The sequence below is a fragment of the Saliterribacillus persicus genome, assembly GCF_003337485.1.
GTDB lineage: Bacteria > Bacillota > Bacilli > Bacillales > Amphibacillaceae > Saliterribacillus > Saliterribacillus persicus.
Genome location: NZ_QPJJ01000017.1, coordinates 38,972 through 64,907 on the forward strand (window position 1 = coordinate 38,972; position 25,936 = coordinate 64,907).

Genomic DNA, 25,936 nt, shown 5'->3' on the forward strand with positions numbered 1-25,936 from the left:
AGTATTTACACACTACGCCTCCTCCACATTTATTTCATTATAAAAATTGTCGTTAGCTTCTTTCTTCTACTTCTAAATTAAAGTTCTCTGCAGATTGCGTGTCATCATCTTCCTCATCACGCAATTCAATTTCTTGTTCGTCAGCAGATAACATTTTCACATCCATACCAAGACTCTGCAATTCTTTTATTAATACTTTAAAAGATTCAGGAATTCCTGGTTCTGGAACGTTTTCGCCTTTGACAATAGCTTCATATGTTTTCACACGACCAACAACGTCATCTGATTTTACTGTTAATATTTCTTGCAAGGTATAAGCAGCACCATAAGCTTCTAGTGCCCATACCTCCATCTCACCGAAACGTTGTCCACCAAACTGTGCTTTACCACCAAGTGGTTGTTGTGTAACGAGTGAGTAAGGTCCAGTTGAACGAGCGTGCAATTTATCATCAACCATGTGTGCTAGTTTAATCATATACATGACACCAACAGAAACACGGTTATCAAATGGCTCTCCAGATCTTCCGTCATAAAGAATTGATTTTGCATCACGAGCCATGCCCGCTTCTTCTAACGTTTCCCAAACATCTTCTTCTCTAGCACCGTCAAATACAGGAGTAGCTACATGGATACCTAGCTGACGAGCAGCCATCCCTAAATGAAGCTCCAGCACTTGTCCGATGTTCATACGAGAAGGTACACCTAATGGATTTAACATAATGTCAATCGGTGTTCCATCAGGTAAGAATGGCATATCTTCTTCTGGTAATATTTTCGAAATTACACCTTTGTTACCATGTCGTCCTGCCATTTTATCCCCTTCAGATATTTTACGCTTCTGAACGATGTAAGCACGAACGAGTTGATTTACACCAGGTGGTAATTCATCGCCATCTTCACGATTGAATATTTTTACGTCAAGCACAATTCCACCAGCACCGTGTGGTACGCGTAAAGAAGTGTCTCTAACCTCTCTTGCTTTTTCACCAAAGATAGCATGTAATAGACGCTCTTCAGCAGATAATTCTGTCACACCTTTAGGCGTAACCTTACCTACTAGTAAGTCACCATCTCCAACTTCAGCACCAACACGGATAATTCCACGCTCATCTAAATCCTTAAGCGCATCTTCCCCAACATTCGGAATATCACGTGTGATCTCTTCAGGTCCGAGTTTCGTGTCACGAGCTTCTGATTCATACTCTTCAATGTGAATAGAAGTATATACATCGTCTTTTACAAGACGTTCACTCATAATAATCGCATCTTCATAGTTGAAACCTTCCCAAGTCATAAACCCTACTAAGACGTTTTGGCCTAAAGCCAATTCACCTTTCTCCATAGAAGGACCATCTGCAAGGATTTCTCCTTTTACTACACGATCTCCTTCACTAACAATTGGACGCTGGTTATAACAGGTACCTTGGTTAGAACGAATGAATTTTTGCATGCGGTAACGGTCTAAATCGCCTTTCACTTCTTTCCCGTCAACCTCACTAACACGACGAACAAGTACTTCTTTTGCTTCCACTCTTTCTACAATACCTTCTTGTTGACAGATAACAGCAGCACCGGAGTCTTTACCGGATACATATTCCATTCCAGTACCAACAATTGGTGACTGTGGTCTCATTAACGGTACAGCTTGACGTTGCATGTTTGCACCCATTAACGCACGGTTAGAGTCATCGTTTTCCAAGAAAGGAATACAAGCTGTTGCAGCAGATACTACTTGCTTCGGTGAAACGTCCATATAGTCAATTTTGTCTCTACTAACAATGGTGTTTTCACCACGGAAACGCGCAATAACTTCATCGTCGGTAAACGTGCCGTCTTCGTCTAACTTCGCGTTCGCTTGTGCTACAACGTAATTATCTTCCTCATCTGCAGTTAGATAATCCATTCTAGCTGTAACTTTTCCTGTTTCCGGATCTACTCTTCTATATGGTGTTTCGATAAATCCAAATTTATTTACCTTAGCATATGAAGATAACGAGTTAATCAACCCAATATTTGGTCCCTCAGGAGTTTCAATTGGACACATTCTACCATAGTGAGAATAGTGTACGTCACGCACTTCAAACCCTGCACGTTCACGTGTTAGCCCACCAGGCCCTAGTGCAGATAAACGACGTTTATGCGTTAATTCTGCTAATGGATTTGTTTGATCCATAAACTGAGATAACTGTGAACTACCAAAGAACTCTTTGATCGACGCAATTACTGGTCTTATATTAATTAATTGTTGTGGTGTAATAGAAGAAGTGTCTTGAATAGACATACGTTCTCTTACAACACGCTCCATACGAGATAACCCAATACGGAATTGATTCTGTAATAGCTCTCCCACTGATCTTAATCGACGATTACCAAGGTGATCGATATCATCTGTATCCCCGACTTGATGTAAGATGTTAAAGAAATAACTAATTGCAGATACTATATCTGAAGGAGTTATATTTTTAATCGTATCCTCAACACTTGCGTTGCCGATAACTGTTAATGTGCGTTCACCTTCTGGATCAGTTGGATCAACAATTTTAATCGATTGTACACGAATTGGCTCTTCAAGAACACCTTCATTTGGCTCAAGGTATTTATCTCCAAAACGATTTTCCTCTGATTCTAAATAAGGTAGAACTTTATCTAACAAACGACGGTCTAATTTATCGCCTTTTTGCGCAATAACCTCTCCCGTCTCCGGGTCAACTAAAGGCTCAGCCAAGATTTGGTTGAATAAACGATTTTTGATGTGTAATTTTTTATTCATTTTATAACGACCAACATGCGCTAAATCATAACGCTTTGGATCGAAGAAACGAGAAACTAGCAAGCTTTTAGCATTTTCTACTGTTGGCGGTTCGCCAGGGCGTAAACGCTCATAGATTTCCAACAATGCTTTTTCGCTTGTCTCGGTATTATCTTTTTCTAATGTATTTTTCAAGTATTCATTTTCACCGAATAAATCAAGAATCTCTTGATCATCACTAAATCCTAATGCACGTAATAAAACCGTGATTGGTAATTTTCTAGTGCGGTCAATTCTAACATGTGCCACATCTTTGGCGTCTGTTTCGAATTCTAACCATGCACCACGGTTAGGAATAACGGTAGCTGTATAACCACGCTTACCATTTTTATCATATTTCTCACTGAAATAAACACTTGGTGAACGAACTAATTGCGATACAATAACACGTTCAGCACCATTGATCACAAATGTTCCAGTGTCTGTCATCAGTGGGAAATCTCCCATAAATACTTCTTGCTCTTTCACTTCGCCTGTTTCATTATTTAATAGGCGAACTTTCACTCGAAGAGGAGCGTTATATGTTACGTCTCTTTCTTTTGCTTCACCTACTGGATATTTCGGTTCTGCAAGACTGTAATCTACAAATTCCAATGATAAATTACCCGCAAAGTCTTCTATCGGGGAAATATCCTGGAACATCTCATACAATCCTTCTTCTAAGAACCATTGATAAGAAGCTGTTTGAATCTCGATTAAATTTGGTAACTCTAATACTTCACTAATGCGCGCATAACTTCTACGCTGGCGGTGTCGTCCGTATTGAACTAGTTGACCTGTCAACTGATTCACCCCTCGATCAAGTATATTAATTTTTTTCGCCGACAATGCAGCGAGGTCTTGACTTTTGCACGTATTTAACACTAAATTTTAGTTACATAATTACGGATTGACATTCCCTCCGTATTAAGTATAATTTAGTGAGTGCAAGATTTATGTTCGATAAACATACCGAACAAACTTGTGGTTAATGCACAAGCTTTATATATTTTCATTTGCTAGGATGCAAATGTTATATGAATAAGAATGTGTGGAAATATGTGGAATGCTTTTAAAACGTAGAACTCTATTAGCTAATAAAATACCAATATTGTAGAGCCTCCAGTCCTGATCTAGAGAAAATAGAAGTACAGACGAAAAAACACCGTCATTAGACTAGTTTATCCATCTTTGCACAAAAATATACAAAATATTTATTTTTTCCTTGACAAGCACTTTGGCCTATTGGCATTTTTCAATGATACCACAAACAAAAAATGGAGTCAATTCATTTTCTATTTACGTCCTCGATAAATATAATAGCCTTTATTTTTCTGAATCAATTCTACTTCATTAAACAAAGTAGCTAATTTCTTTTTCGCAGAAGGAGCTCCTTGTTTTTTTTGCATCACAATCCACATCTCCCCTTTTTCCACTAAAGCCTCATAGCTCTCATCAAACATACGGTAGATTGTTTCTTTCCCCGCTCTAATTGGTGGATTAAGAAGAATTGCCGCAAACCTTCTCTCGCTTATTTCACTGAATGAATCACTAAATGCTACGTGATAATTATCAACTTTATTTGCAGCGGCATTGTGCTTCGACAACTCGAGTGCTCTTCGATTTACGTCTGTTGCCAAAACCCGGCGCTCGGGAAATGATTTTGCTAATGCAATCCCTACTGGACCATACCCGCATCCTAAATCCAAGATATCTCCATTTACTTCCGGTTCTATAAAGCTTTCAATCATTGTTCTAGAACCAAAATCGACTTCCGCCTTTGAAAAAACACCATTATCTGTTCGAAATAAAAAGGAATTTCCTCTCAAGGTAAAGCGCCATTCTTTTGGATCACTTGAAACGTTTGGATTTTCTGAAAAGTATTGATCTGACATATACTTAGCCTACCCTTCTAAAGGTAACTTTCTTTCACTTATTTATGCGGAATAGCGCTGTAAAGAAAAGCTCGCCAATGGTCTTGGCGAGCTTTTTCATTTATGACTATTATTTTAATTCTACGTCTGCTCCAACTTCTTCAAGCTTAGCTTTCATTTCTTCAGCGTCTTCTTTAGATACGCCTTCTTTAATTGCTCCAGGAGCGTTATCTACTAAGTCTTTAGCGTCTTTAAGACCTAGACCAGTAATTTCACGTACTGCTTTTACAACTTTAATTTTAGAAGCTCCAGCACCGTTTAATACTACGTCAAATTCAGTTTGCTCTTCAACTGCTTCTCCGCCACCAGCACCAGCTGCTGCTACAGGAGCTGCTGCAGTTACTCCAAATTCTTCTTCAATTGCTTTTACTAAATCGTTCAGTTCAAGAACTGACATTTCTTTGATCGCTTCAATGATTTGATCTTTTGACATTCTTAATTCCTCCTAATTAATTATCATATATTGTTCGAAACATGTTTTTCGTTTCAGCTTATTAAGCTCCTTGCTCTTCTTTTTGCTCAGCCACAGCTTTTGTAGCATAAGCAAAATTTCGTACTGGTGCTTGAAGTACGCTGAGTAACATAGAAAGTAAGCCTTCGTAATTCGGTAGGTTTGCAAGTTCCTTGATTTGCTCAAGAGATGCAACTTTCCCTTCAATTACGCCACCTTTAATTTCCAATGCTTCATGATCTTTCGCAAAATTGTTTAATACTTTAGCTGGTGCAATTACATCGTCGTTACAAAACGCGATAGCAGTTGGTCCAACTAAAACATCATTCAACTCTGTTAATTCTGTTTCTTCAACAGCACGGCGAGTCATTGTATTTTTATATACTTTAAACTCAACATTCGCTTCACGAAGTTGGCTACGCAATTCGGTAACTTCCGCTACGTCTAATCCGCGATAGTCAACAAGTATTGTTGATTGACTTTCACGTAATTTATCAGCAATTTCCGTTACAACTTGCTTTTTTTGATCGATCACCTTTGACATTGTTCCACCTCCTATTAACTGATCATTATACCGGTCATTTAGGACGAATTTTTCAATCCAATCAAAAACCCCCATGTAGACATGGAGGTTTTATGACTGTTTGGTTTAAGAGTGAACACTTCACCCAAACCTATATCCAGACACACCTCGGCAGGAAATTAAGCTTTCGCACCTGCTGTCTACGGTATAATGTGTAATTTCATTTGATAGTTCGATTTGAACTTCAACCATATGAATTATATTAAACAGTGCTTTAAAAGTCAAGATAAAAATTAATTATCCTAATTGTGAAGGATCAATTTTTACCCCAGGACCCATTGTTGAAGCAACTGCAACATTTTTCAAATAGATTCCTTTTGAAGCTTGAGGCTTCGCTTTTACAATAGTATCAGCTAATGCATTAAAGTTTTCAATAAGCTTTTCTAAATCAAAAGATACCTTGCCGATTGGCACATGGATGTTGGATTGCTTATCCACACGGTATTCTACTTTACCAGCTTTGATTTCTTGAACTGCTTTTTCCACTTCAAAAGTTACTGTTCCTGTTTTAGGGTTTGGCATAAGACCTTTTGGTCCTAATACACGACCAAGCTTCCCTACTTCAGCCATCATATCTGGTGTTGCTACCACGACATCAAAATCAAACCAACCCTGGTTAATTTTTGCAATCATGTCTTGGTCTCCAACATAATCTGCTCCAGCAGCTTCCGCTTCCTTCGCTTTATCACCCTTAGCAAATACAAGTACTGTTTGTGTTTTACCTGTTCCGTGTGGCAATACCATTGCTCCGCGGATTTGTTGATCTGCTTTTTTAGGGTCTACGCCAAGACGGAACGCAGCTTCCACTGATTCGTCAAAGTTAGCTGTAGCAGTTTTTTTCACTAATTCTAAAGCTTCTTTTACTTCATACGTTGTGTTACGGTCAACAAGCTTCAATGCTTCTTGTTGCTTTTTCGTTTTTTTAGCCATTTTAAAATTCCTCCCTAATGTGGTTTTAACGGTTATACCTCCCACTTGTGAAAGCGGAGAAAGCACATTGTGCCTTCCATTTTACTTTGCGATACTCTTTCAATAATAAAGGTTGCGACATGAAATGATTCCACCATCGCAACCTCCCGCTTATATAAATACCGCCGTGAGATTAGTCTTCAATAACGATACCCATGCTACGTGCAGTACCTTCTACCATGCGCATGGCAGCCTCTACATCAGCAGCGTTTAAATCAGGCATTTTTGTTTCAGCGATTTCTTTTACTTGATCACGCTTCAACGTTGCAACTTTGTTGCGGTTTGGTTCACCTGATGCAGTTTCAATACCAGCTGCTTTTTTAAGTAATACAGCTGCTGGCGGAGTTTTTGTGATAAATGTAAATGAACGGTCCTCAAAAACCGAAATTTCAACCGGAATAATTAAACCAGCTTGCTCTTGCGTACGAGCATTAAATTCTTTACAAAAACCCATAATGTTAACACCTGCTTGACCTAATGCCGGCCCAACTGGTGGTGCTGGATTCGCTTTACCTGCTGGAATTTGCAATTTTACAACTTTAATAACTTTTTTAGCCACGAGACACACCTCCTTAAGTCCGTGATGTGGTAATAGGGCTTTGCCCTCCCACTCTTATTCATATAAAAATCAACCTTATACTCGAGGCATAAAGAACATAAGAATTTTAGCATCTTCTCAGGAATAATGCAAGTATATAAGGAATAATAATTATTAAATTCTTGCTTCTTCATCGTTTTTATTTTCGATGTATTTTTCTTACAAAGCTTTTGAGCTGTTAAAACTCTTCCATTTTCTTATCCTAAGATAATTTTTGGATTTGAGAGAAATCTAATTCTACAGGCGTTTCCCTACCAAACATATTCACATGAACTTTAACCTTTTGTTTATCCACATCAATATATTCAATGGTTCCTGTGAAATCCTTAAATGGTCCATCAGTGACTTGAACAGCCTCTTTAATGTCAAAATCAACTTCTGTGATTGGTGCATTAATACCCATTCGTTTAAGAATCATTTCTACTTCTTCTTCTAGTAACGGTGTTGGTTTGGATCCTGAACCTGCAGAACCAACAAATCCTGTTACCCCTGGGGTATTACGTACAACATACCACGAATCATCTGTCATCACCATTTCTGCCAATACATAGCCAGGAAAAACTTTTTTCTTTGCTACTTTTTTCTTACCGTTCTTTATTTCCGTTTCTTCATCCTCAGGAACAAGTACGCGGAAGATTTTATCCTCCATACCCATCGACTCTAAACGTTTTTCTAAATTTGCTTTTACCTTATTCTCATAACCAGAATAAGTATGCACAACATACCAACTTTTTTCCATAATTTAAGGGCTACTTTCGCCCTGCCCCTCCCTTAATTATACTTCGATCTTGATTCGCTTACATATTTTTTGACATTTAAAAAAACCCGTCAAACGGGTTTTAGTGGCTTTATTTATCTCCATTATACACAATGAAAGAACGATTATTCAAATAACACGTTAAGAAGTTGTGTAATTCCGAAATCTATCACTGTGAAGAATACCGTAACAAATGCTACTGTTGAAATTACGATAATCGTGTAGCGAGTTAATTCACGACCTTTAGGCCACGTAACCTTTTTCATTTCACGATTAACATTTTTTAAAAAAGACACAAGTTTCACAGATGGTACCTCCAAACTCTCTTCATCTCTAATCTATCTATTTCGTTTCTCGATGTAAGGTATGTTTTTTGCAGATTGGACAAAACTTTTTTATCTCCATCCGCTTCGAATTATTATTTTTATCAGTAGTATAATTGCGATTTTGACAGTGTTCACAAGCTAGTACAATTTTCATGCCCATACGATTCACCCCTACTTTAGGGTTTTTCACTCTTACTAATGTAGCACGCTTAACCTTACCTGTCAACGCTATCTATAAGCTTATTTCACTTAACTCTAAATACTTTTCTAACTTCTTTTTCACACGCTGAAGTGCATTATCAATTGATTTAACATGTCGTTTTAACTGTACAGAGATCTCTTGATAGCTCTTACCATCTAAATAGAGTAATAGAACATCCTTTTCTAAGTCACTAAGGATCTCTGCTAATTTATACTCCATATCGCCAAACCGCTCACGATTAATCATCATTTCTTGAGGATCAATGGTAATCGAACCCTCTAAGACATCCATTAAGGTCCGCTCTGATTCTTCATCATACATTGGCTTGTCCAAGGATATATAGGAGTTTAAAGGCATATGCTTTTGACGGGTAGCTGCTTTAATTGCTGTGATAATTTGTCTTGTCACACATAATTCAGCAAATGCCTTAAAGGAGGAGAGCTTCTCTAGCTGATAATCTCTCACTGCTTTATATAACCCTATCATTCCTTCTTGAATAATATCTTCTCGATCAGCACCCACTAAAAAGTAAGCACGAGCCTTGGCTCTTACAAAATTTCGATACTTGTGTATTAAATGGTCTAACGCTAAACTATTGCCATTTTGGACAAGTGAAATTAATTGATCATCACTCAAAACTTCGAAGTCTAAGTCCACTACATGCTTTTCTTTTAACTTGTGCGTCACGGTCATTATTAATCCTCCTGGGAATATGCCCATCATATTTAGGACAAGCTAACAATAGCAATATTATACAGGAAGCGCTTTAATATCGTCAACATCATAATTTCTATTTATTACCACGTCGCCACTCTTCAAAAACCTTCAAAACATCCTCGCTTATTGGGATTTTCTGGGTTCTTTTACCTTCTTTATGCAATTTTATATCATTTTTAATTTCTTTTTGAATATTGGATATTTCAATCCACAACTCTCGCGCTGAGATTCGGTAGGCACCTTGTGCGAATATTGTTCTTTGCTCTGCATAATCAGATGTAGCAACATAAACTTTTGTGCGAACATTTTTAAATTCTTTGATCAAACGTTCAATACATTCATCTGCAGTCTCATTTTCTTTGGTGAATATTACTTCTACTCGATATTTCTCCTGCTTATGCTCTGCACCTCTTACTTCATAAGCATCGAACACAATAATAACGCGTCTTTTTCTGTATGCTTGGTACTCTGCCATTTTATCAATTAATATGTTTCTAGCTTGCTCAAGATCATCGTCTCTTAAAGCTTTCAATTCTTCCCAAGCACCAATCATGTTATAGCCATCGACTAATAATACATCCATTACCCTTCACCTAGTGGATACCGCTTTCTGTATACTTCATAAAGTAGAAGACTTGCTGCTACAGATGCATTTAAAGAGGAAACTTTTCCCATCATCGAAAGAGAAACCGTCCAATCACATTTCTCTCTTACCAGCCTACTCATTCCTTTTCCTTCGTTTCCAATGACAATCGCAAGCGGCATCGTACCATCTAATTTTCTAAAATCCTCCGTCGCGTCCGCTTCAGTACCAACCACCCACACGTTTCGGCTCTTTAACTCTTCGATAGTTTGGGATATATTCGTGACGCGAACAACCGGTACATATTCAATAGCCCCTGCTGATGTTTTAGCAACTGTTGCAGTTAAGCCTACAGCTCGTCTTTTAGGAATAATCACACCATGGGCTCCTGCCGCGTCCGCCGTTCTAAGAATTGAGCCTAAATTATGAGGGTCCTCTATTTCATCTAAGATAATAAAGAAAGGCTCCTCCTCTTTCTGTTTTGCCGCGTCAAATAGGTCCTCTAAAGTAGCATATGTATAAGCTGCTACTAACGCAATTATCCCTTGATGATTACCCTCTACTTGCTGATCAATTTTTTTTCGAGGAACACGAGTGACAATAACATTTGCCGCTTTTGCCATGTGATCAATTTTGGTTAAAAATGCAGGGCTTAATTGGTCGGAAACGAGTAATTTTTCGATCGACCTCTCTGCTTTTAATGCTTCCAAGACAGGATTTCTACCTATAATCCACTCTTGATCCATACTTACTCCACTCCTTTCTCTGTTAGTTCGATTGCTTCTTCAATCAAGGATTCTAAACGCTCTGTTCTATCATCTAAATATAAAAAGCCTAATAGCGCTTCAAAGGCCGTACTATAACGATAGGTTTGTACATCTGTGTTTCTCGGAATAGAGCCTGATTTTGCATTCCTACCCCTTCTAACTACCGCTTGTTCTTCCTCTGTAAGGACACCATTATCCAACCAGTTTCTTATTACTACCGCTTGTGCGGTTGCTTTTACGAATCGAACCGCATATTCATGTAATGCTTGCACCTTCAACTGTCCCTTTTTTAACAAATACTTACGTACATAGGTTTCATAAATAGCATCACCCATGTACGCAAGTGCTAAACTTTTCATCTGCTTTACATCATAATCTGCCATGCTTAACCCCGCTTCCAGCGCGTTCCCTGCGGTGTATCCTCTAAAATGATGTTTTTATCCTTCAACTGATCTCTTATTTCATCTGCTCGGTTAAAATCTTTATTCTTCCTGGCATCGATTCGCTCCTGTATCAGTGCTTCAATTTCCTCATCTAAAAGTGCATCTTTTTCATCCAAGGAGATGCCTAAAATAAATAAGAAGTTCTTTAAGGTATCGATAAAAGCATCGATAACCTCCGTTGACGTTTGAGAAGATTGAAGATAGACATTTGCTTCTTTTGTTACATCAAAAATAACGGAAATAGCGTTAGCTGTGTTGAAGTCATCGTCCATTTCTGTTTCAAAACGAGTTTTGAACGCGGATATTTTTTTCAACCATTCTTCGTTATCCTCTGTTAGATTCATGCTGGTCTCTTTGCGGTGCATTAAATTTTGATACACATTATTAATCCGATCAAAACTATTTTTCGCACTCTCTAATAGATCTTCACTAAAATTAATCGGATGACGATAATGCACACTAAGCATAAAGAAGCGAACTACTTTCGGGTCATGCTCTTTAATTAATTCATGTGCCAATACAAAGTTACCTAGCGATTTCGACATCTTTTCATTATTAATATTAATATAACCATTATGCATCCAATAATTTGAAAAAGTTGCCTCGTTGCAAGCTTCTGACTGGGCAATTTCATTTTCGTGATGGGGGAAGGATAAATCTTGGCCACCCGCATGAATATCAATGGTTTCGCCTAAATATTTTTTCGCCATCGCAGAGCATTCAATGTGCCAGCCTGGTCGCCCTTTACCCCAAGGAGAATCCCATGAAATTTCGTCTCCTTTAATCTGCTTCCACAAGGCAAAATCCAATGGATCTTCTTTCTTTTCTCCAACTTGAATACGCGCACCTGATCTTAATTCATCAATTGATTGATGCGAAAGTTTTCCATAACCTTCAAAAGACCTTGTTTTAAAATAAACGTCTCCGTCTGCTTCATAGGCAAATCCTTTGTCTATTAAAGATTTAATAAAAGAAATTATATCATCCATCGCTTCTGTCACCCTTGGGTGATGAACCGCTTCTGCTACACCTAAAGCTCCAACATCTTCCTTATAGGCTTTGATAAAGCGTTCAGCAATTTGTGGTACCTCTTCACCAAGTTCATCCGCTGCTTTGATTAATTTATCATCCACATCAGTGAAGTTTAAAACGTAGTTCACATCGTATCCTTTATATTCAAAATATTTTCTTACAGTATCAAAAACAATTGCTGGTCTAGCATTCCCAATATGAATGTAGTTATAAACAGTTGGTCCACAAACATACATACGAACCTTACCTTCTTCAATCGGGTGAAATTCTTCTTTTTTTCTGGTTAAGGTGTTATATAGTTTAATCGTCATCCTTCTTCACTCCTTTAAGCTGGGCTAATTCTTGTTTTAATTCTTCTATCTCTGCTTTCATTTCTTTAAATACTTCAGAAATTGGGTCTGGCAATTTATGATGATCTAAATCCTTTCGAACACGTTCACCATTTTGAACTACAATGCGACCTGGTATACCTACGACTGTTGAATGGTCTGGAACATCTTCTAACACCACAGAACCAGCTCCTATCTTAGAGCTTTCCCCAATTGTAATCGAACCAAGCACCTTTGCTCCTGTCGCAACAAGGGCATTATCTTTTAATGTCGGGTGTCGCTTACCCTTTTCTTTTCCTGTACCACCTAAGGTTACTCCTTGAAAGATGGTAACATTATCGCCAATTTCACACGTTTCCCCTATCACGACTCCCATACCGTGATCAATAAAGAAGCGCCTGCCAATTTTTGCACCAGGATGAATTTCTATCCCTGTAAAAAATCGAGTGATTTGCGAGATAAATCTAGCAATAAAAAAGAATTTTTTATTATAAAAAGCGTGTGCAAGACGATGCCCCCAGATCGCATGCAGTCCGGAATAAGTTAAAAACACTTCGATATACGTTCTAGCAGCCGGATCTTGATCAAAAACCACTTCCATATCCTGTTTAAGCAAGCTTAAAAAGCCCATCTTTTACCCCCTTTATCCACCGTTCTTTTCAATCACTTTTTCTTTGATTTTAAATCGATCTACCTTTTTAATGAATAGAAAAAAAGCGCCTCTATGTTTATCCAACACAGAGACGCTTTTATGCGCGGTCCCACTCTGTTTAAGGCAATATCTGCCTTCACTTAAGCATCTCATAACGGGAGAAAGCCGCCCTTTTCTACTAAAGTTCAAAAAGGGACTCAGGAGGCGCATTCAGAAGCTTTAGGCTAAACCACTCGCAGCGAATGTGGTTTTCTCTGTGTAACCTGCTATCTTCTTACTTTTCCTCTTCATCGTTTTAACTGATTCTATTATAGCTTATTTTCGTTTAATTACGAATTATTTTATTTGATTCAGAACGTCTTGTAAACGTGCTTGGACAATTTCTTTTCCTAACAAATAAATAGCATTAGGTAATTCAGGTCCATGCACTTGACCAGTCGTGGCTACTCGAATCGGCATAAATAACTTTTTACCTTTTTGTTTTGTTTCTTTTTGCGTAGCTTTAATTTGAGCCTTGATATTCTCTGGAGTGAAATCCTCTAAAGCTGATAAGTGATCATGGAAAGCCTGCAATACTTCTGGTACCTGTTCTTCCTTTAATACCGTCATTGCCGCTTCATCATAGGTAATTTCTTTTTTGAAAAAGAGCTCTGTCAACTCTACAATTTCTGCTCCATAGCTTAATTGTTCATGGTATAAGCCAATTAACTCTACCACCCATTTACGTGTGTCCTCATCCATATCGGTAGATACTTTGCCCGCTTTAATGAGGTGAGGTAAAGTTAACTCTACTACTTTTTCTAGCGATACTGTTTTTAAGTACTGGTTATTCATCCATTTCAATTTAGCTGGATCAAAGATTGCCGGAGAAGTCGACAAGCGAGCTGGATCGAAAATATCGATAAACGATCGTTTGGTGAAAATTTCTTCTTCTCCCACCGGTGACCATCCAAGTAGCGCAATGAAATTAAATAACGATTCTGATAAATACCCCAGGTTTTTATACTGTTCGATAAATTGCAGGATATGTTCATCACGTTTACTTAATTTTTTACGATTTTCGTTTAAAATCAATGTCATATGGCCATATTGTGGTGCATTAAAACCAAATGCTTGATAGATCATCATTTGTTTTGGTGTATTTGAAATATGTTCTTCCCCTCTTAAAACATGACTAATTTCCATCAAATGATCGTCAATTGCAACGGCGAAGTTATAGGTTGGTATACCATTTTTCTTTACGATTACCCAGTCACCAAAATCACTCGATTCAAAGCTAATTTTCCCACGAACAATATCTTGGAAAGAATACGTCACTTGATCCGGCACACGGAAACGAATACTAGGCTGTCTTCCTTCCGCTTCGAATGCAGCAATTTGTTCATCGGTTAAATTTCGATGTGCTCCGGAATATTTCGGTACTTGACCATTTGCTTTTTGTGTTTCTCTTTCTTGATCCAATTCCTCTTCTGTCATGTAACATTTATAAGCAAGGCCGCGCTCCAATAACTCATCTACATATTTATTATAAATATCTAAACGCTCTGTTTGACGATACGGACCATAATTTCCACCGACATCCGCACCTTCATCCCATTCAATTCCTAGCCATTTTAAGTATTTAAGCTGACTTTCTTCTCCACCTTCGACATTTCGCTTATCATCCGTATCCTCGATACGAATCAGAAAAGTACCTCCAAAGTGTCTCGCATATAAATAATTAAATAATGCCGTTCTTGCATTTCCGATGTGAAGATTTCCTGTTGGACTTGGTGCATAACGCACACGTACACTACTTCCCATTTCATTACCCCTCTCTATCTTACGTTTTTTCGCAACTAAACGATCAAACCTATTCATTTATTATAAATTTATCATTCAAAATGATTGCGTTAATAACATCACTTATCCTATTTTATTTTAAATTAAGGCTACTGGCAAATCGTTATCCTTCTATAAGCACAACAGCTTCTGCTGCAATACCTTCTTTTCTTCCTGTAAATCCTAGCTTTTCTGTGGTCGTTGCTTTTACATTAATTTGACCTACTTCTACTTTTAGTATGTCCGCTATCTTTTCTCGAATCTGCTCTATATATGGCGCTAGTTTAGGTGCTTGAGCAATAACGGTGCAATCAAGATTTGCGATTTTGTATCCCTCTTCCTTCACTAGCTGATACACCTGTTCAAGAAGCACCTTGGAGTCGGCATCTTTAAAGGACGGATCTGTGTCTGGGAAATGCTTGCCGATATCCCCTTTTGCAATTGCACCTAAGAGTGCGTCTGCTATCGTGTGTAGGAGGACATCTGCATCAGAATGTCCCAATAATCCGTATTCATATGGGATTTCTATACCGCCGATAATACAAGGTCTACCCTCAACTAGTTGGTGTACATCATAACCATGACCTATTCTCATTCTTTCACCTCATTTTTAGTGGTCTCTACCCATATCGCTTCTGCGCGTTTTAAGTCCTCTGGCGTAGTTAACTTCATATTGTGATAGCTTCCTTCCACAATTTCAACTGCATGACCGATTTCTTCTACTAAAGAAGCATCATCTGTTCCTAAAAAATGATTATCTAAAGCATGCTGATGTGCCTTTTTTATCAACGGGAGGGAAAATGCTTGAGGCGTTTGAGCTGCCCACAAGACACTCCGGTCTAAGGTTTCTAGTTTTTTCCCGCTGACTTTTTTTATCGTATCGGTAACCGGCACAGCAAATATTGCTGCATGAGTTAACTCTGTCCTGTTTAATAATTGCTGAAGCTCTTTTACTGTTATAAATGGACGTGCTCCGTCATGAATCATCACAAAATCTTGTGTAACTGCTTTAAGCCCCTGATAGACACTATCTTGTCTTTCTTTACCACCATCTATTAATATAACTTTTGAAAGAAGCTGATAGCTTTGGAGTAAATGTTTGAATTGTTCTTGCTCGTTTTTTTGAATAACAAGAATAATTTCCTTACAGGAGGAATCATTCATAAAGGGATTTAGCGTATGTATAATAAGCGGATCTTTACCTATCATTAGAAATTGCTTATTCTTCCCTGCATTCATCCTTTTCCCTTGCCCTGCTGCTAGAACTACCGCACTGTATGTGATCATTCCTGACCATCCTTCTTTATGTAAGATATAACTCAACCTTTTCTAAAAAAATCCCCATAAGATAAAAGTGATAACGAATCGTTACCACTTTTACCACCTTCTATAAGTTATACCCTTTTCACTGCGCTTTTTCAAGCACTTTAGGTTTAGCAAAAATCATTCGACCAGCAGAGGTTTGTAATACGCTCGTAATGACAACCTCAATTGTCTGACCAATATAGTCTTTACCTTCTTCCACCACAATCATAGTACCATCATCAAGGTAAGCTACACCTTGTTTTTGTTCTTTCCCGTCCTTAATGACTTGAACTGCTAACTCTTCACCTGGTAACACAATTGGTTTCACTGCATTAGCCAAATCATTAATGTTCAAAACTGCTACTTTTTGAAATTCACAAACTTTGTTTAAATTAAAATCATTTGTTACAACAACACCATTCATCACTTTTGCAAGCTTAACAAGTTTGCTGTCCACTTCTGGAATTTCTTCAAAATCACCTTCGTACATTTCCACATGGATTGGCAATTCTTTCTGAATTCGGTTCAGAATATCCAGTCCTCGGCGTCCACGATTTCGTTTTAAAACATCGGATGAATCTGCAATATGCTGAAGCTCTCCAAGAACAAACTGTGGGATAACAATTGTTCCTTCTAAAAAGTTGGTCTGACAAATGTCTGCAATACGCCCGTCGATAATGACGCTCGTATCCAATATTTTAGGTTTTGGTAATTCAGTTTCTGTCTCATCTTGTAGATCCGATTTCCTTTTTTCTTTTTTAGGCAGTGTGAGTAAATTCAAAAACTCATCACGACGTTTAAAGCCCACTTGGAAACCAAAATAAGCAAACAAAACACTTAAAAATATTGGAATAACTTGAGATACTATTTTAATCTCGATCGCTTGAATTGGCATGTTAATAAAGTAAGCAATAACCAGCCCAATAATAATACCCAAACTACCAAACATTAAATCTCCGACTGGTGCTTTGACTAACGTTTCTTCAATCCACATAAAGAAATTGACGATATGATCAACAAACCAAAATGTTAGTAAAAATAAAATAATTGCACCTAAAATTATTCCAATATATGGAGCCACATAATCTGAAACCAGCCATGTACCTTCTGTAAAACTTAACAAATTTAGTAAATCTGGGATATAAAGATACCCAGCAGTACCACCTGCAATAACAAAGAATAGCTGTACAAATCTTTTTAGCACCACATTCACCTCCTATTTTTTATTCTTTCCATTTCGTTTTATTTTAAACCATGGCTACTATTAAAATAAATGTACCATGGGGTTTTATTATAGTCAAAAATTTCCAAAAATTCCACTTACATATGTCTATCTATAAAAAGTTGTTCTTGAATTCGTTCTAATCCTTCTTTAATTTTCTCTGCACGAACTTCCCCTACACCATTTACCTTCACTAATTCTGCTGGTGTTGCTTTTACGATCTCAGGTAGTGTTTGAAACTCCTGTACAATATAATCGACGATTACATAAGGCAAACGAGGAATTTTATGCAAAATACGGTACCCTTTTGGAATAACGACCTGGTCCATTTTTGTTTGACTTGGATATCCTAAAATTTTTGCAATATCTCCATCCTCTAATAATTCTTGGGTGGATCTTTTTTGAAGCTTTTTTAGGATTTCAGAGACATCTGCTTCTGGCGCATAAAGGTAATCCTGGATCAATAATTTCGCTTCTAATTCAATATTTGAAACGAGCTCCGTCAATTGAAGCTGTATTAATCTTCCTTCTGTTCCAAGCTCATTAATATAATTTAGGATCTCTGTTTTTATACGAAGTACCATCTCCACACGATGAAATACTTGTACGGCTTCACTTAGGGTACTCACATTCTCAAACTCTAATGCTCCAAGGTTTGTAATCCCTTGATCTAGCACCATTTTATACTTATCTAAGGTTTGTAACGCTTGGTTTGCTTTTGCTAAAATGACGGCAATATCCTTTAAAACGTAACGAATATTACCTTTATACAGCGTGATCACATTTCGTCTTTCAGAAATAGCAATAACCAAGTGTCCTGTTTGTTTTGCTACTCTTTCTGCTGTTCTGTGACGCATTCCTGTTTCTCTGGAGGAAACCTGCACATCTGGCATTAACTGCACATTTGCATATAAAATTTCTGATCCTTTTTCATTGAGGATTATGCCACCATCCATTTTTGCTAACTCGTACAAACTAGCAGGTGTGCATTTTGCTTGAATCTCAAATCCTCCATCTACTATTGATTTCATTTGCTCACTATAGCCTACAACAATAAGTCCTCCCGTTTTCGCCCGTAAAACATTTTCTATTCCTTCACGAATCGGAGTTCCTGGTGCAACCCATTTAAGCATTTCTGAGACTATTTCTTCTTTTTTTCTCTTCTTTTCCATCTAGCTGCCTCCTAAAGTGACTTGTATTGCTTCTTGTACGGTATTCACGCCAACTACTTGAATGTCATCTGGCGGATTCCAACCTTCTAGATTCTTAGCTGGGATGACGGCTCGTTTAAAACCTAACTTTGCTGCCTCTTGTACCCGTTGTTCAATTCTAGATACCCGTCGGATTTCTCCAGTTAAGCCAACTTCCCCAATTAACACATCATCCATTCTAGACGGTTGATCTCTAAAGCTAGAAGCAACACTAATCGCAACAGCTAAATCAATAGCAGGCTCGTCTAATTTCACACCACCCGCTACTTTTACATAAGCATCTTGATTTTGGAGCATCAAGCCTACTCTTTTTTCCAAAACCGCCATCAAGAGTGGCACACGATTATGATCAATCCCTGTTGCCATTCTTCTTGGGTTTCCAAAGCTTGTTGGAGAAATGAGCGCTTGAATTTCTACTAAAACTGGCCTTGTTCCCTCCATTGATGCCACAACAGTCGAACCAGCTGCGCCGCGCGAACGTTCTTCTAAGAATATCTCTGAAGGATTTAAGACTTCTTTTAAGCCTTCTTCCTTCATCTCAAAAATACCCATATCGTTCGTGCTTCCGAACCTATTCTTTACGCCACGTAGTATTCTAAAGGTGTGATGACGCTCGCCTTCAAAATATAATACAGCATCTACCATGTGCTCCAGTAATCGTGGTCCAGCTATTGAACCTTCTTTCGTTACATGTCCCACAATAAAAATAGGTATATTATTTCGTTTGGCAATACGCATTAATTCACTCGTACATTCTCGAACCTGTGTGACACTTCCAGGTGCGCTCGTTACATCTTCTTTAAATACCGTTTGAATCGAGTCAATTACCACAAAGGAAGGTTTTAATTGATCAATTTGAGTGGTAATGTCCAGCATGTTCGTCTCCGCTAACACATACAATCGATCAGATGTTACCCCAAGACGATCTGCTCTTAGCTTCGTTTGTCTCGTTGATTCTTCTCCTGAAATATAGAGGACATCAATATTTTGAGTGGCTAATTGATTGGAAACTTGTAAGAGAAGCGTAGACTTTCCAATTCCCGGATCTCCACCAATTAAAACCAAAGAACCACGAACAATTCCACCGCCTAATACTCGATTTAATTCACCAATCCCAGTAACGATACGAGGCTCTTCCTGAGACTCGATAGCGGTAATTTTTTCGGGCTTTTGCGTAATATTACTTCCACTCGCCCAATTTCCTCGCTTTTGTGTACCTGTGACTACTGTCTCTTCGATCAGGGTATTCCATTGGTTACAGCCAGGACATTTTCCCATCCATTTCGGAGACTCGTACCCACATTCCTGACAAATAAATTTTGATTTTCGCTTAGCCAAATGATTCGCTCCTTTTCATTATATACGATTTTAACGTCCATTAAGTTACAAGCATCTATCAATTTGTTTAAATATATATGTAAAAAGTGTGGAAAACTCAATATAAATACGAAAAAACCGGAAGGGCTATCCCTCCGATTTTTTCAAATCTTACTTAGGTACTACCTCAAAGTTACCGTCTTTATCAAGGTCAATCGTTATTGTTTGTCCCTTAGTAATTTCTTCTGTCAGTAGAGATTCTGATAATAAGTCCTCTACATTTTTCTGAATAGCACGACGGAGTGGTCTTGCACCGTATTCCGGATCGAAGCCATCTTTCGCTATTTTTTCTATGGCTTTTTCAGATAAGGTGAAATCAATATCTTGTTCTTTTAATCGTTTTTCTAAATCTTTTGCCATAAATTCAACAATATATTTCATATGCTTTTTCTCTAGGGAGTGGAACACAATAATTTCATCAATACGATTTAGGAATTCTGGGCGGAAGGACTTTTTCAATTCTCCCATTACTTTTGATCGCATATCCTGATAATCCTGTTCTTCATCTCCTAGACTAAATCCAACATATTTATTACGTTTTAACTCACTAGCTCCTACGTTAGAGGTCATGATTAAAACGGTATTACGAAAATCAATCACACGGCCTTTAGAGTCTGTTAATCTTCCATCCTCTAACACTTGAAGTAAGATATTAAATACTTCTGGATGTGCCTTTTCGACTTCATCGAGTAAGACTACAGAATATGGTTTACGACGTACCTTCTCTGTTAATTGTCCACCTTCTTCATAACCCACATAACCAGGGGGAGAACCAACCAGACGAGAAGTAGCATGTCTTTCCATATATTCAGACATATCTATTCGAATCATCGCTTCCTCATCACCAAACATCGATTCGGCTAAAGCTCTTGCCAATTCTGTTTTACCAACACCCGTTGGACCAAGGAAAATAAAGGAACCTATCGGACGCTTCGGATCCTTTAACCCAGCGCGAGCACGACGAATTGCTTTCGATACAGATTTTACTGCTTCCTCTTGTCCAACTAGGCGTCCATGTAAAATATTTTCCATATTTAATAAACGATCGCTCTCATCCTTAGTTAAGGCTGAAACGGGAACACCGGTCCATGTGGAAACTACCTCTGCAATATCTTCTACTACAACTTCTGAGTTCTCTTGTCCTTGCTTTTCTCTCCATTTAGAAGCTGTTTCATCTAATTCCTCACGCAAGCGTTGTTCAGAATCTCTTAGGGATGCTGCTTTTTCAAACTCTTGGCTTTGGACGGCTGCATCTTTTTCTTTTTTCACTTCTTCTAACTTTTGCTCCAGCTCTTTTAAATTTGGTGGAGCTGTATACGAACGAAGGCGCACTTTAGAAGCTGCCTCATCTATTAAATCAATCGCTTTGTCTGGTAAAAATCGATCGGTAATATAACGATCAGATAACTTAGAAGCAGCTTCAATCGCTTCATCTGTAATCGTTACACGGTGGTGAGCTTCGTATCGATCTCGTAAGCCTTTTAAAATAAGGATGGATTCTTCCATCGTAGGCTCATTTACTTGAATGGGCTGGAATCTACGTTCTAATGCTGCATCTTTTTCAATGTATTTTCTATATTCATCTAAGGTTGTTGCACCTATACATTGCAACTCACCGCGGGCAAGCGATGGTTTTAAAATATTAGAAGCGTCAATGGCCCCTTCGGCCCCACCTGCGCCAATTAATGTATGCAATTCATCAATAAATAAGATGACATTTCCTGCTTGACGAATTTCTTCCATCACTTTTTTCAAACGATCTTCAAACTCGCCTCGATATTTAGTTCCAGCTACTACTGTACCCATATCAAGTGTCATTACGCGTTTTTCTCTTAAAATTTCGGGCACTTCATTATCAATAATTTGCTGCGCTAAGCCTTCAGCAACAGCCGTTTTACCAACACCTGGCTCACCAATTAATACAGGATTATTTTTAGTACGTCTGCTTAATACCTGTATCACACGTTCAATTTCTTTCTCTCGCCCAATAACAGGATCAATATTTCCTTCTTTCGCTATTGCAGTTAAATCACGAGCAAGTGAATCTAATGTAGGGGTATTAGCTGCTGTATTTTGACCGCCTCGGCCATTTTGCCCTGCGTTTGACTCATTATTCCCTAAAAGCTGTAATACCTGCTGACGCGCTTTATTTAAGCTTACACCTAAGTTATTTAATACACGAGCCGCTACACCTTCACCTTCTCTAATTAAACCTAAGAGGATATGCTCTGTACCGACATAGGAATGCCCTAGCTTTCTTGCTTCATCCATCGATAGCTCAATTACCTTTTTAGCTCTTGGTGTATAGTGGATCGTTTGAGAAGCTTTATTTCCCTTCCCTATTAAACCTTCAACTTCTTCCTGTATTTTTTCCGTACCAAGTCCCAGTGCCTGTAAAGCTTTTGCTGCAATACCTTCTCCTTCACTGACTAACCCTAGTAAAATATGTTCCGTTCCAATATTATTATGTCCAAGTCGGACTGCTTCTTCTTGAGATAATGCTAAGACCTTCTGTGCTCTTTCTGTAAATCGTCCAAAAATCATCCGTATTCCTCCTTGCGATTTAGTCTTCCAACTTTAATCTTTCACGAATTAGACTTGCTCTAAACACGTCTCTTTCTTGAGGGTGCAAAGTTTTTTTAGCATACTGTTGTAAAAAGGCGGGTTGGGTAAGCACCATTAATTCATTTAAGATTGATTTAGAAATATCTTTAATCATCCCCAAATCAATTCCTAGTTGAACATCTGATAAACATTGTGCCGTTTCTTTCGATTCGATTAATCTACTATACCTTAATACCCCATATGACCTAAAAATGCGATTTTCTAATTCGATTTCTGACTCTTGTAAAAGTAATTCTCTTGCATATCTCTCTTGCTCAATCAGTTTATGCACCACACTTTTCAAGTCATCAATGATGTCATCTTCTGATCTACCCAATGTAACTTGATTGGAGATTTGAAAGATATTACCGATTGCTTCACTACCCTCTCCGTATAATCCTCTTACCACTAGTCCTAATTGGTTAATTGCTGGTATCATGCGATTGATCTTTCTCGTGATAGCTAAGGCTGGTAAATGCATCATTACTGAGGCACGCATTCCTGTTCCAACATTGGTTGGACAAGTAGTAAGGTAGCCTTGCTCTTCATCAAAGGCAAAGTCTATCTTTTCTTCTAACCAATCATCAATTTTAAAAGCTTCTTCTAACGCCTTCTCTAATTGAAATCCAGGTAAATATAATTGCACTCTAAAATGATCCTCTTCATTTACCATGATAGAAACCTGTTCACTATTAGAGATAAGAACAGCACCTTGTTTTGTTTTATCAGCAAGGTGTGGACTAATGAGGTGTTTTTCGACGAGAATTCTTTTTTCTAAAGCCTTCAAAGACTCCATTTTTATAAGCTCAAAATCTTGATACTGCTCAAAGGATTGTTCATTAAAATCTTTTTCTACTTCATCAATTACTTCCTTTAATTTTTCTTCTTCAGCAACTAAAGGAAACGGGATTTTTTCTAAATTGCGCGCCAATCGAATTCGACTGCTCATTACAATATCACTATCTGGACCTTCATCTTTCATCCACGGACTAATTGCTTCTTGAATAAATTGTTCCAAGCCCATGTCTATTCTCCCTCCCCTTCTTGGTTATGGGATTTTTCAATGGCTTTAATTTTATCTCTCACCATTGCTGCTTCTTCAAACTCTTCTTTCTCAATGTGAGCTTTTAACTTTTCTTTTAATTGATCGACTTTCTTTTTTTGATATAACGCTGAGCTAGTTCGTTTAGGTACTTTCCCATCATGTTTCGTATTTCCGCTATGCACTCGTCTAAAAATCGGGTTTAAATGTTTTGAAAAGGTATCATAGCAGGACGCACATCCAAACTTACCGATTCTAGTAAAATCTTGATAAGTCATTCCGCACTTTTCGCATTTTAATTGTTCTTTGCGGTAAGTATCCATTGCCGCTTGATTAGGGTAAGATGCCGAGTCAAAATTAAACAACCCTGAAAGAAGATCGTGTAAAGAATAAGCCTCTTCTTCATTATTTACATATCCTTTTTCTTTGGCACACTTTTCACATACATGAATTTCAGTTTTTTCTCCATTTATTACTTTGGCAAAATGCAAGGTTGCCACGTTCTCATTGCATTCTTGACATTCCATACACTCCACCTCCCTATAATTCATATTTTAATGTGGATAGCATAGCTGTAAGAATTCTGGCTCTTAGCTCATCACGAGCTGGTAATGGTAATGTTAATGTATTACGATCTATAGCACTTATGAATAGTTTTGCTTCTCTTTTTGTTACTATCTTTTCGTCCATCATTCTTTCTAGAATATCAATTGTTGCCTGTTGACTAATTCTTGGTTGAATCATCGTAATAATTTCATCAATAAGCGCTGCTTTGTCATTATTTGTGACGCGACTTATACGAATATATCCGCCACCTCCACGTTTACTTTCAACAATGTACCCTTTTTCAGTAGTAAATCGTGTGTTGATTACATAATTAATCTGGGAGGGGACACACTCAAATCGACTCGCTATTTCACTACGCTTAATCTCTATAATTTGCTCTTGATCATTTTTAATTACAGTTTTGAGATAGGCTTCAATAATGTCTGAAATATTACGCATCTTCCTCCTCCTATCTGACTTTGACTATATTTGACTTTAAGTTTATTATACCCCACCTTCAACATGATGCAACCAATAAGTATTTTAAGAAAACTAAAAATTCTTATAAAGAATTACATCCTAAAATTAATTTTTTGAATATCTTTTTGGTCTGCTAACCAATTATAGATTTTTTCCTTATCTTTTAACTCAATAGAATCAATATGCACAATTAAGTTTCTAGAAATACCATAATTTTGTTTAAATTCAATTTCTCGAATATTCAAATCGAAACTATGGATTTCTGTCATAAAAGTAGTCATGTTCCATGTAGGAGCAACTTTTAATTCAAAAATCATTTGTTGTTTTCCTTTATGCATTAACTTTTCAATTTTATTTAAAGCTACTAGGCTTACTAAAATTACAAAAGTTGTTAAAATTGCTTCTTTATACATTCCAATACCGACCACTAACCCTAAGCCTGCCACTGCCCAAATGGAAGCAGCTGTTGTTAATCCTCTAATAGTCATTCCATTTACAATGATAGTACCGGCACCTAAAAACCCTATACCGCTAATAACATAGGATGGTATTCTTGCTGGATCGAACCGAACATTATCATAGTCTTCCATAAAGCTCGTGAAACCATTCACAGATAGTAACATCATCAGACAAGCACTTACACCTACTAATATATGTGTCCGAAAGCCTGCAGAATGATTTTTTAATTCTCTTTCAAATCCTATTAAACCTGACAATAATAATGCAATTAATATCTTTGATATAGATTCCATAAATTGTTGATCAAAAATGGTTGAAATCACATTCGCACCTCTCTTTGTTTATATTGATCTTCTACACCTATACCCCTTTATTCATTATACTATGTATAGGAAGGAAAAATTTATTGAAGGAAACATGATTTACACGCAACAAAAAAGACCCTTAATCATCATTGACTAAGGATCTTTTTATTTGCCTGGCAACGTCCTACTCTCGCAGGGGCGCAAGCCCCAACTACCATGGGCGCTGAAGAGCTTAACTACTGTGTTCGGCATGGGAACAGGTGTGACCTCTTCGCTATTGCTACCAGACTATGTATAATGAAGGAATATACCTTCAAAACTAGATAAGGTGTATGACAAATCAAACATTTTGTGTTTAGTTAAGTCCTCGATCGATTAGTATTCGTCAGCTACACGTGTCACCACGCTTCCACCTCGAACCTATCTACCTCAT

Annotated in this window: 26 protein-coding genes, 1 rRNA gene and 2 other annotated features; all 27 genes read right to left on the minus strand. The window is 37.7% G+C overall.

Translation table 11 applies throughout. The features are described 5' to 3' along the window. Nucleotides 1-52: 52 nt before the first annotated feature. Nucleotides 53-3,601, minus strand: coding sequence for a DNA-directed RNA polymerase subunit beta (gene rpoB / locus DFR57_RS15875; protein ID WP_211315380.1), 3,549 nt, complete (start codon nucleotides 3,599-3,601; stop codon nucleotides 53-55). A 482-nt stretch (nucleotides 3,602-4,083) separates the two neighbouring features. Beyond that, entirely contained in the window at nucleotides 4,084-4,683 is a 600-nt protein-coding gene (locus DFR57_RS15880) for a class I SAM-dependent methyltransferase (RefSeq protein WP_114354205.1), read from the minus strand. Nucleotides 4,684-4,792: 109 nt separating this feature from the next. Then, nucleotides 4,793-5,155 (minus strand): 50S ribosomal protein L7/L12, encoded by a 363-nt coding sequence (gene rplL / locus DFR57_RS15885; RefSeq protein ID WP_114354206.1) that lies wholly within the window; start codon nucleotides 5,153-5,155, stop codon nucleotides 4,793-4,795. A 61-nt stretch (nucleotides 5,156-5,216) separates the two neighbouring features. Then, nucleotides 5,217-5,717, minus strand: a complete 501-nt coding sequence (gene rplJ, locus DFR57_RS15890) for a 50S ribosomal protein L10 (protein ID WP_114354207.1) — start codon at nucleotides 5,715-5,717, stop codon at nucleotides 5,217-5,219. A 53-nt stretch (nucleotides 5,718-5,770) separates the two neighbouring features. Further along, nucleotides 5,771-5,920, minus strand: a sequence feature (ribosomal protein L10 leader region). Between the two features lie 73 nt (nucleotides 5,921-5,993). Continuing rightward, nucleotides 5,994-6,686: a 50S ribosomal protein L1 gene (rplA, locus tag DFR57_RS15895; RefSeq protein ID WP_114354208.1), complete on the minus strand. Its 693-nt coding sequence runs from the start codon at nucleotides 6,684-6,686 to the stop codon at nucleotides 5,994-5,996. A 172-nt stretch (nucleotides 6,687-6,858) separates the two neighbouring features. Beyond that, complete coding sequence (gene rplK, locus DFR57_RS15900; protein WP_146206377.1) at nucleotides 6,859-7,284, minus strand: 50S ribosomal protein L11; 426 nt, start codon at nucleotides 7,282-7,284, stop codon at nucleotides 6,859-6,861. 241 nt (nucleotides 7,285-7,525) lie between these two features. After that, on the minus strand, nucleotides 7,526-8,062 hold the full coding sequence (gene nusG, locus DFR57_RS15905; protein WP_114354209.1) for a transcription termination/antitermination protein NusG: 537 nt from the start codon (nucleotides 8,060-8,062) through the stop codon (nucleotides 7,526-7,528). Nucleotides 8,063-8,205: 143 nt separating this feature from the next. Beyond that, nucleotides 8,206-8,385, minus strand: a complete 180-nt coding sequence (gene secE / locus DFR57_RS15910) for a preprotein translocase subunit SecE (RefSeq protein ID WP_114354210.1) — start codon at nucleotides 8,383-8,385, stop codon at nucleotides 8,206-8,208. Between the two features lie 37 nt (nucleotides 8,386-8,422). Beyond that, nucleotides 8,423-8,566, minus strand: a complete 144-nt coding sequence (rpmG, locus tag DFR57_RS15915; RefSeq protein ID WP_114354211.1) for a 50S ribosomal protein L33 — start codon at nucleotides 8,564-8,566, stop codon at nucleotides 8,423-8,425. Between the two features lie 72 nt (nucleotides 8,567-8,638). Beyond that, the gene (gene sigH, locus DFR57_RS15920; protein ID WP_114354212.1) at nucleotides 8,639-9,301 is read right to left on the minus strand and encodes an RNA polymerase sporulation sigma factor SigH; all 663 of its coding nucleotides are present in this window, start codon (nucleotides 9,299-9,301) and stop codon (nucleotides 8,639-8,641) included. Between the two features lie 97 nt (nucleotides 9,302-9,398). Next, nucleotides 9,399-9,908: an NYN domain-containing protein gene (locus DFR57_RS15925; RefSeq protein ID WP_114354213.1), complete on the minus strand. Its 510-nt coding sequence runs from the start codon at nucleotides 9,906-9,908 to the stop codon at nucleotides 9,399-9,401. After that, on the minus strand, nucleotides 9,908-10,654 hold the full coding sequence (gene rlmB / locus DFR57_RS15930) for a 23S rRNA (guanosine(2251)-2'-O)-methyltransferase RlmB (RefSeq protein WP_114354214.1): 747 nt from the start codon (nucleotides 10,652-10,654) through the stop codon (nucleotides 9,908-9,910). The genes DFR57_RS15925 and rlmB overlap by 1 nt, the downstream gene beginning before the upstream one ends. 2 nt (nucleotides 10,655-10,656) lie before the next feature. After that, on the minus strand, nucleotides 10,657-11,058 hold the full coding sequence (locus DFR57_RS15935) for a Mini-ribonuclease 3 (RefSeq protein ID WP_114354215.1): 402 nt from the start codon (nucleotides 11,056-11,058) through the stop codon (nucleotides 10,657-10,659). 2 nt (nucleotides 11,059-11,060) lie between these two features. Beyond that, nucleotides 11,061-12,461 carry a cysteine--tRNA ligase gene (gene cysS, locus DFR57_RS15940; RefSeq protein WP_114354216.1) on the minus strand — a complete coding sequence of 467 codons (1,401 nt, stop codon included), beginning with the start codon at nucleotides 12,459-12,461 and terminating at the stop codon, nucleotides 11,061-11,063. Next, nucleotides 12,451-13,110, minus strand: a complete 660-nt coding sequence (gene cysE, locus DFR57_RS15945) for a serine O-acetyltransferase (RefSeq protein ID WP_114354217.1) — start codon at nucleotides 13,108-13,110, stop codon at nucleotides 12,451-12,453. The genes cysS and cysE overlap by 11 nt, the downstream gene beginning before the upstream one ends. Nucleotides 13,111-13,215: 105 nt before the next feature. Beyond that, nucleotides 13,216-13,431 (minus strand) — a binding site (T-box leader). Between the two features lie 36 nt (nucleotides 13,432-13,467). Continuing rightward, the gene (gene gltX, locus DFR57_RS15950; protein ID WP_114354218.1) at nucleotides 13,468-14,934 is read right to left on the minus strand and encodes a glutamate--tRNA ligase; all 1,467 of its coding nucleotides are present in this window, start codon (nucleotides 14,932-14,934) and stop codon (nucleotides 13,468-13,470) included. 142 nt (nucleotides 14,935-15,076) lie between these two features. Further along, the gene (gene ispF, locus DFR57_RS15955) at nucleotides 15,077-15,547 is read right to left on the minus strand and encodes a 2-C-methyl-D-erythritol 2,4-cyclodiphosphate synthase (RefSeq protein WP_114354219.1); all 471 of its coding nucleotides are present in this window, start codon (nucleotides 15,545-15,547) and stop codon (nucleotides 15,077-15,079) included. After that, on the minus strand, nucleotides 15,544-16,236 hold the full coding sequence (gene ispD / locus DFR57_RS15960; RefSeq protein WP_114354229.1) for a 2-C-methyl-D-erythritol 4-phosphate cytidylyltransferase: 693 nt from the start codon (nucleotides 16,234-16,236) through the stop codon (nucleotides 15,544-15,546). The genes ispF and ispD overlap by 4 nt, the downstream gene beginning before the upstream one ends. A 121-nt stretch (nucleotides 16,237-16,357) precedes the next feature. Then, entirely contained in the window at nucleotides 16,358-17,461 is a 1,104-nt protein-coding gene (locus tag DFR57_RS15965; RefSeq protein ID WP_114354220.1) for a PIN/TRAM domain-containing protein, read from the minus strand. A 116-nt stretch (nucleotides 17,462-17,577) separates the two neighbouring features. Beyond that, nucleotides 17,578-18,651, minus strand: coding sequence for a DNA integrity scanning diadenylate cyclase DisA (gene disA, locus DFR57_RS15970; protein WP_114354221.1), 1,074 nt, complete (start codon nucleotides 18,649-18,651; stop codon nucleotides 17,578-17,580). Then, nucleotides 18,652-20,028, minus strand: a complete 1,377-nt coding sequence (gene radA, locus DFR57_RS15975) for a DNA repair protein RadA (RefSeq protein ID WP_114354222.1) — start codon at nucleotides 20,026-20,028, stop codon at nucleotides 18,652-18,654. Nucleotides 20,029-20,178: 150 nt separating this feature from the next. After that, nucleotides 20,179-22,611 (minus strand): ATP-dependent protease ATP-binding subunit ClpC, encoded by a 2,433-nt coding sequence (gene clpC / locus DFR57_RS15980; RefSeq protein ID WP_114354223.1) that lies wholly within the window; start codon nucleotides 22,609-22,611, stop codon nucleotides 20,179-20,181. 19 nt (nucleotides 22,612-22,630) lie between these two features. Further along, complete coding sequence (gene mcsB, locus DFR57_RS15985; protein WP_114354224.1) at nucleotides 22,631-23,695, minus strand: protein-arginine kinase McsB; 1,065 nt, start codon at nucleotides 23,693-23,695, stop codon at nucleotides 22,631-22,633. Nucleotides 23,696-23,697: 2 nt separating this feature from the next. Then, nucleotides 23,698-24,240, minus strand: a complete 543-nt coding sequence (mcsA, locus tag DFR57_RS15990; RefSeq protein ID WP_114354225.1) for a protein-arginine kinase activator protein McsA — start codon at nucleotides 24,238-24,240, stop codon at nucleotides 23,698-23,700. Between the two features lie 13 nt (nucleotides 24,241-24,253). Beyond that, the gene (locus DFR57_RS15995; protein WP_114354226.1) at nucleotides 24,254-24,718 is read right to left on the minus strand and encodes a CtsR family transcriptional regulator; all 465 of its coding nucleotides are present in this window, start codon (nucleotides 24,716-24,718) and stop codon (nucleotides 24,254-24,256) included. A gap of 113 nt (nucleotides 24,719-24,831) precedes the next feature. Then, nucleotides 24,832-25,491 (minus strand): MgtC/SapB family protein, encoded by a 660-nt coding sequence (locus DFR57_RS16000; protein ID WP_114354230.1) that lies wholly within the window; start codon nucleotides 25,489-25,491, stop codon nucleotides 24,832-24,834. 183 nt (nucleotides 25,492-25,674) lie between these two features. Beyond that, nucleotides 25,675-25,791 (minus strand): 5S ribosomal RNA (rrf, locus tag DFR57_RS16005). Nucleotides 25,792-25,936: the final 145 nt, after the last annotated feature.

What these genes read in the sequence shown, in the direction of transcription:
- DFR57_RS15880 (WP_114354205.1), bottom strand. Translation starts at nt 4,683, where the DNA reads ATGTCAGATCAATACTTTTCAGAAAATCCAAACGTTTCAAGTGATCCA.
- rplL (WP_114354206.1), bottom strand. Translation starts at nt 5,155, where the DNA reads ATGTCAAAAGATCAAATCATTGAAGCGATCAAAGAAATGTCAGTTCTT.
- rplJ (WP_114354207.1), bottom strand. Translation starts at nt 5,717, where the DNA reads ATGTCAAAGGTGATCGATCAAAAAAAGCAAGTTGTAACGGAAATTGCT.
- rplA (WP_114354208.1), bottom strand. Translation starts at nt 6,686, where the DNA reads ATGGCTAAAAAAACGAAAAAGCAACAAGAAGCATTGAAGCTTGTTGAC.
- nusG (WP_114354209.1), bottom strand. Translation starts at nt 8,062, where the DNA reads ATGGAAAAAAGTTGGTATGTTGTGCATACTTATTCTGGTTATGAGAAT.
- rpmG (WP_114354211.1), bottom strand. Translation starts at nt 8,566, where the DNA reads ATGGGCATGAAAATTGTACTAGCTTGTGAACACTGTCAAAATCGCAAT.
- sigH (WP_114354212.1), bottom strand. Translation starts at nt 9,301, where the DNA reads ATGACCGTGACGCACAAGTTAAAAGAAAAGCATGTAGTGGACTTAGAC.
- DFR57_RS15925 (WP_114354213.1), bottom strand. Translation starts at nt 9,908, where the DNA reads ATGGATGTATTATTAGTCGATGGCTATAACATGATTGGTGCTTGGGAA.
- rlmB (WP_114354214.1), bottom strand. Translation starts at nt 10,654, where the DNA reads ATGGATCAAGAGTGGATTATAGGTAGAAATCCTGTCTTGGAAGCATTA.
- DFR57_RS15935 (WP_114354215.1), bottom strand. Translation starts at nt 11,058, where the DNA reads ATGGCAGATTATGATGTAAAGCAGATGAAAAGTTTAGCACTTGCGTAC.
- cysS (WP_114354216.1), bottom strand. Translation starts at nt 12,461, where the DNA reads ATGACGATTAAACTATATAACACCTTAACCAGAAAAAAAGAAGAATTT.
- cysE (WP_114354217.1), bottom strand. Translation starts at nt 13,110, where the DNA reads ATGGGCTTTTTAAGCTTGCTTAAACAGGATATGGAAGTGGTTTTTGAT.
- gltX (WP_114354218.1), bottom strand. Translation starts at nt 14,934, where the DNA reads ATGGGAAGTAGTGTACGTGTGCGTTATGCACCAAGTCCAACAGGAAAT.
- ispF (WP_114354219.1), bottom strand. Translation starts at nt 15,547, where the DNA reads ATGAGAATAGGTCATGGTTATGATGTACACCAACTAGTTGAGGGTAGA.
- disA (WP_114354221.1), bottom strand. Translation starts at nt 18,651, where the DNA reads ATGGAAAAGAAGAGAAAAAAAGAAGAAATAGTCTCAGAAATGCTTAAA.
- clpC (WP_114354223.1), bottom strand. Translation starts at nt 22,611, where the DNA reads ATGATTTTTGGACGATTTACAGAAAGAGCACAGAAGGTCTTAGCATTA.
- mcsB (WP_114354224.1), bottom strand. Translation starts at nt 23,695, where the DNA reads ATGGGCTTGGAACAATTTATTCAAGAAGCAATTAGTCCGTGGATGAAA.
- mcsA (WP_114354225.1), bottom strand. Translation starts at nt 24,240, where the DNA reads ATGGAATGTCAAGAATGCAATGAGAACGTGGCAACCTTGCATTTTGCC.
- DFR57_RS15995 (WP_114354226.1), bottom strand. Translation starts at nt 24,718, where the DNA reads ATGCGTAATATTTCAGACATTATTGAAGCCTATCTCAAAACTGTAATT.
- DFR57_RS16000 (WP_114354230.1), bottom strand. Translation starts at nt 25,491, where the DNA reads ATGGAATCTATATCAAAGATATTAATTGCATTATTATTGTCAGGTTTA.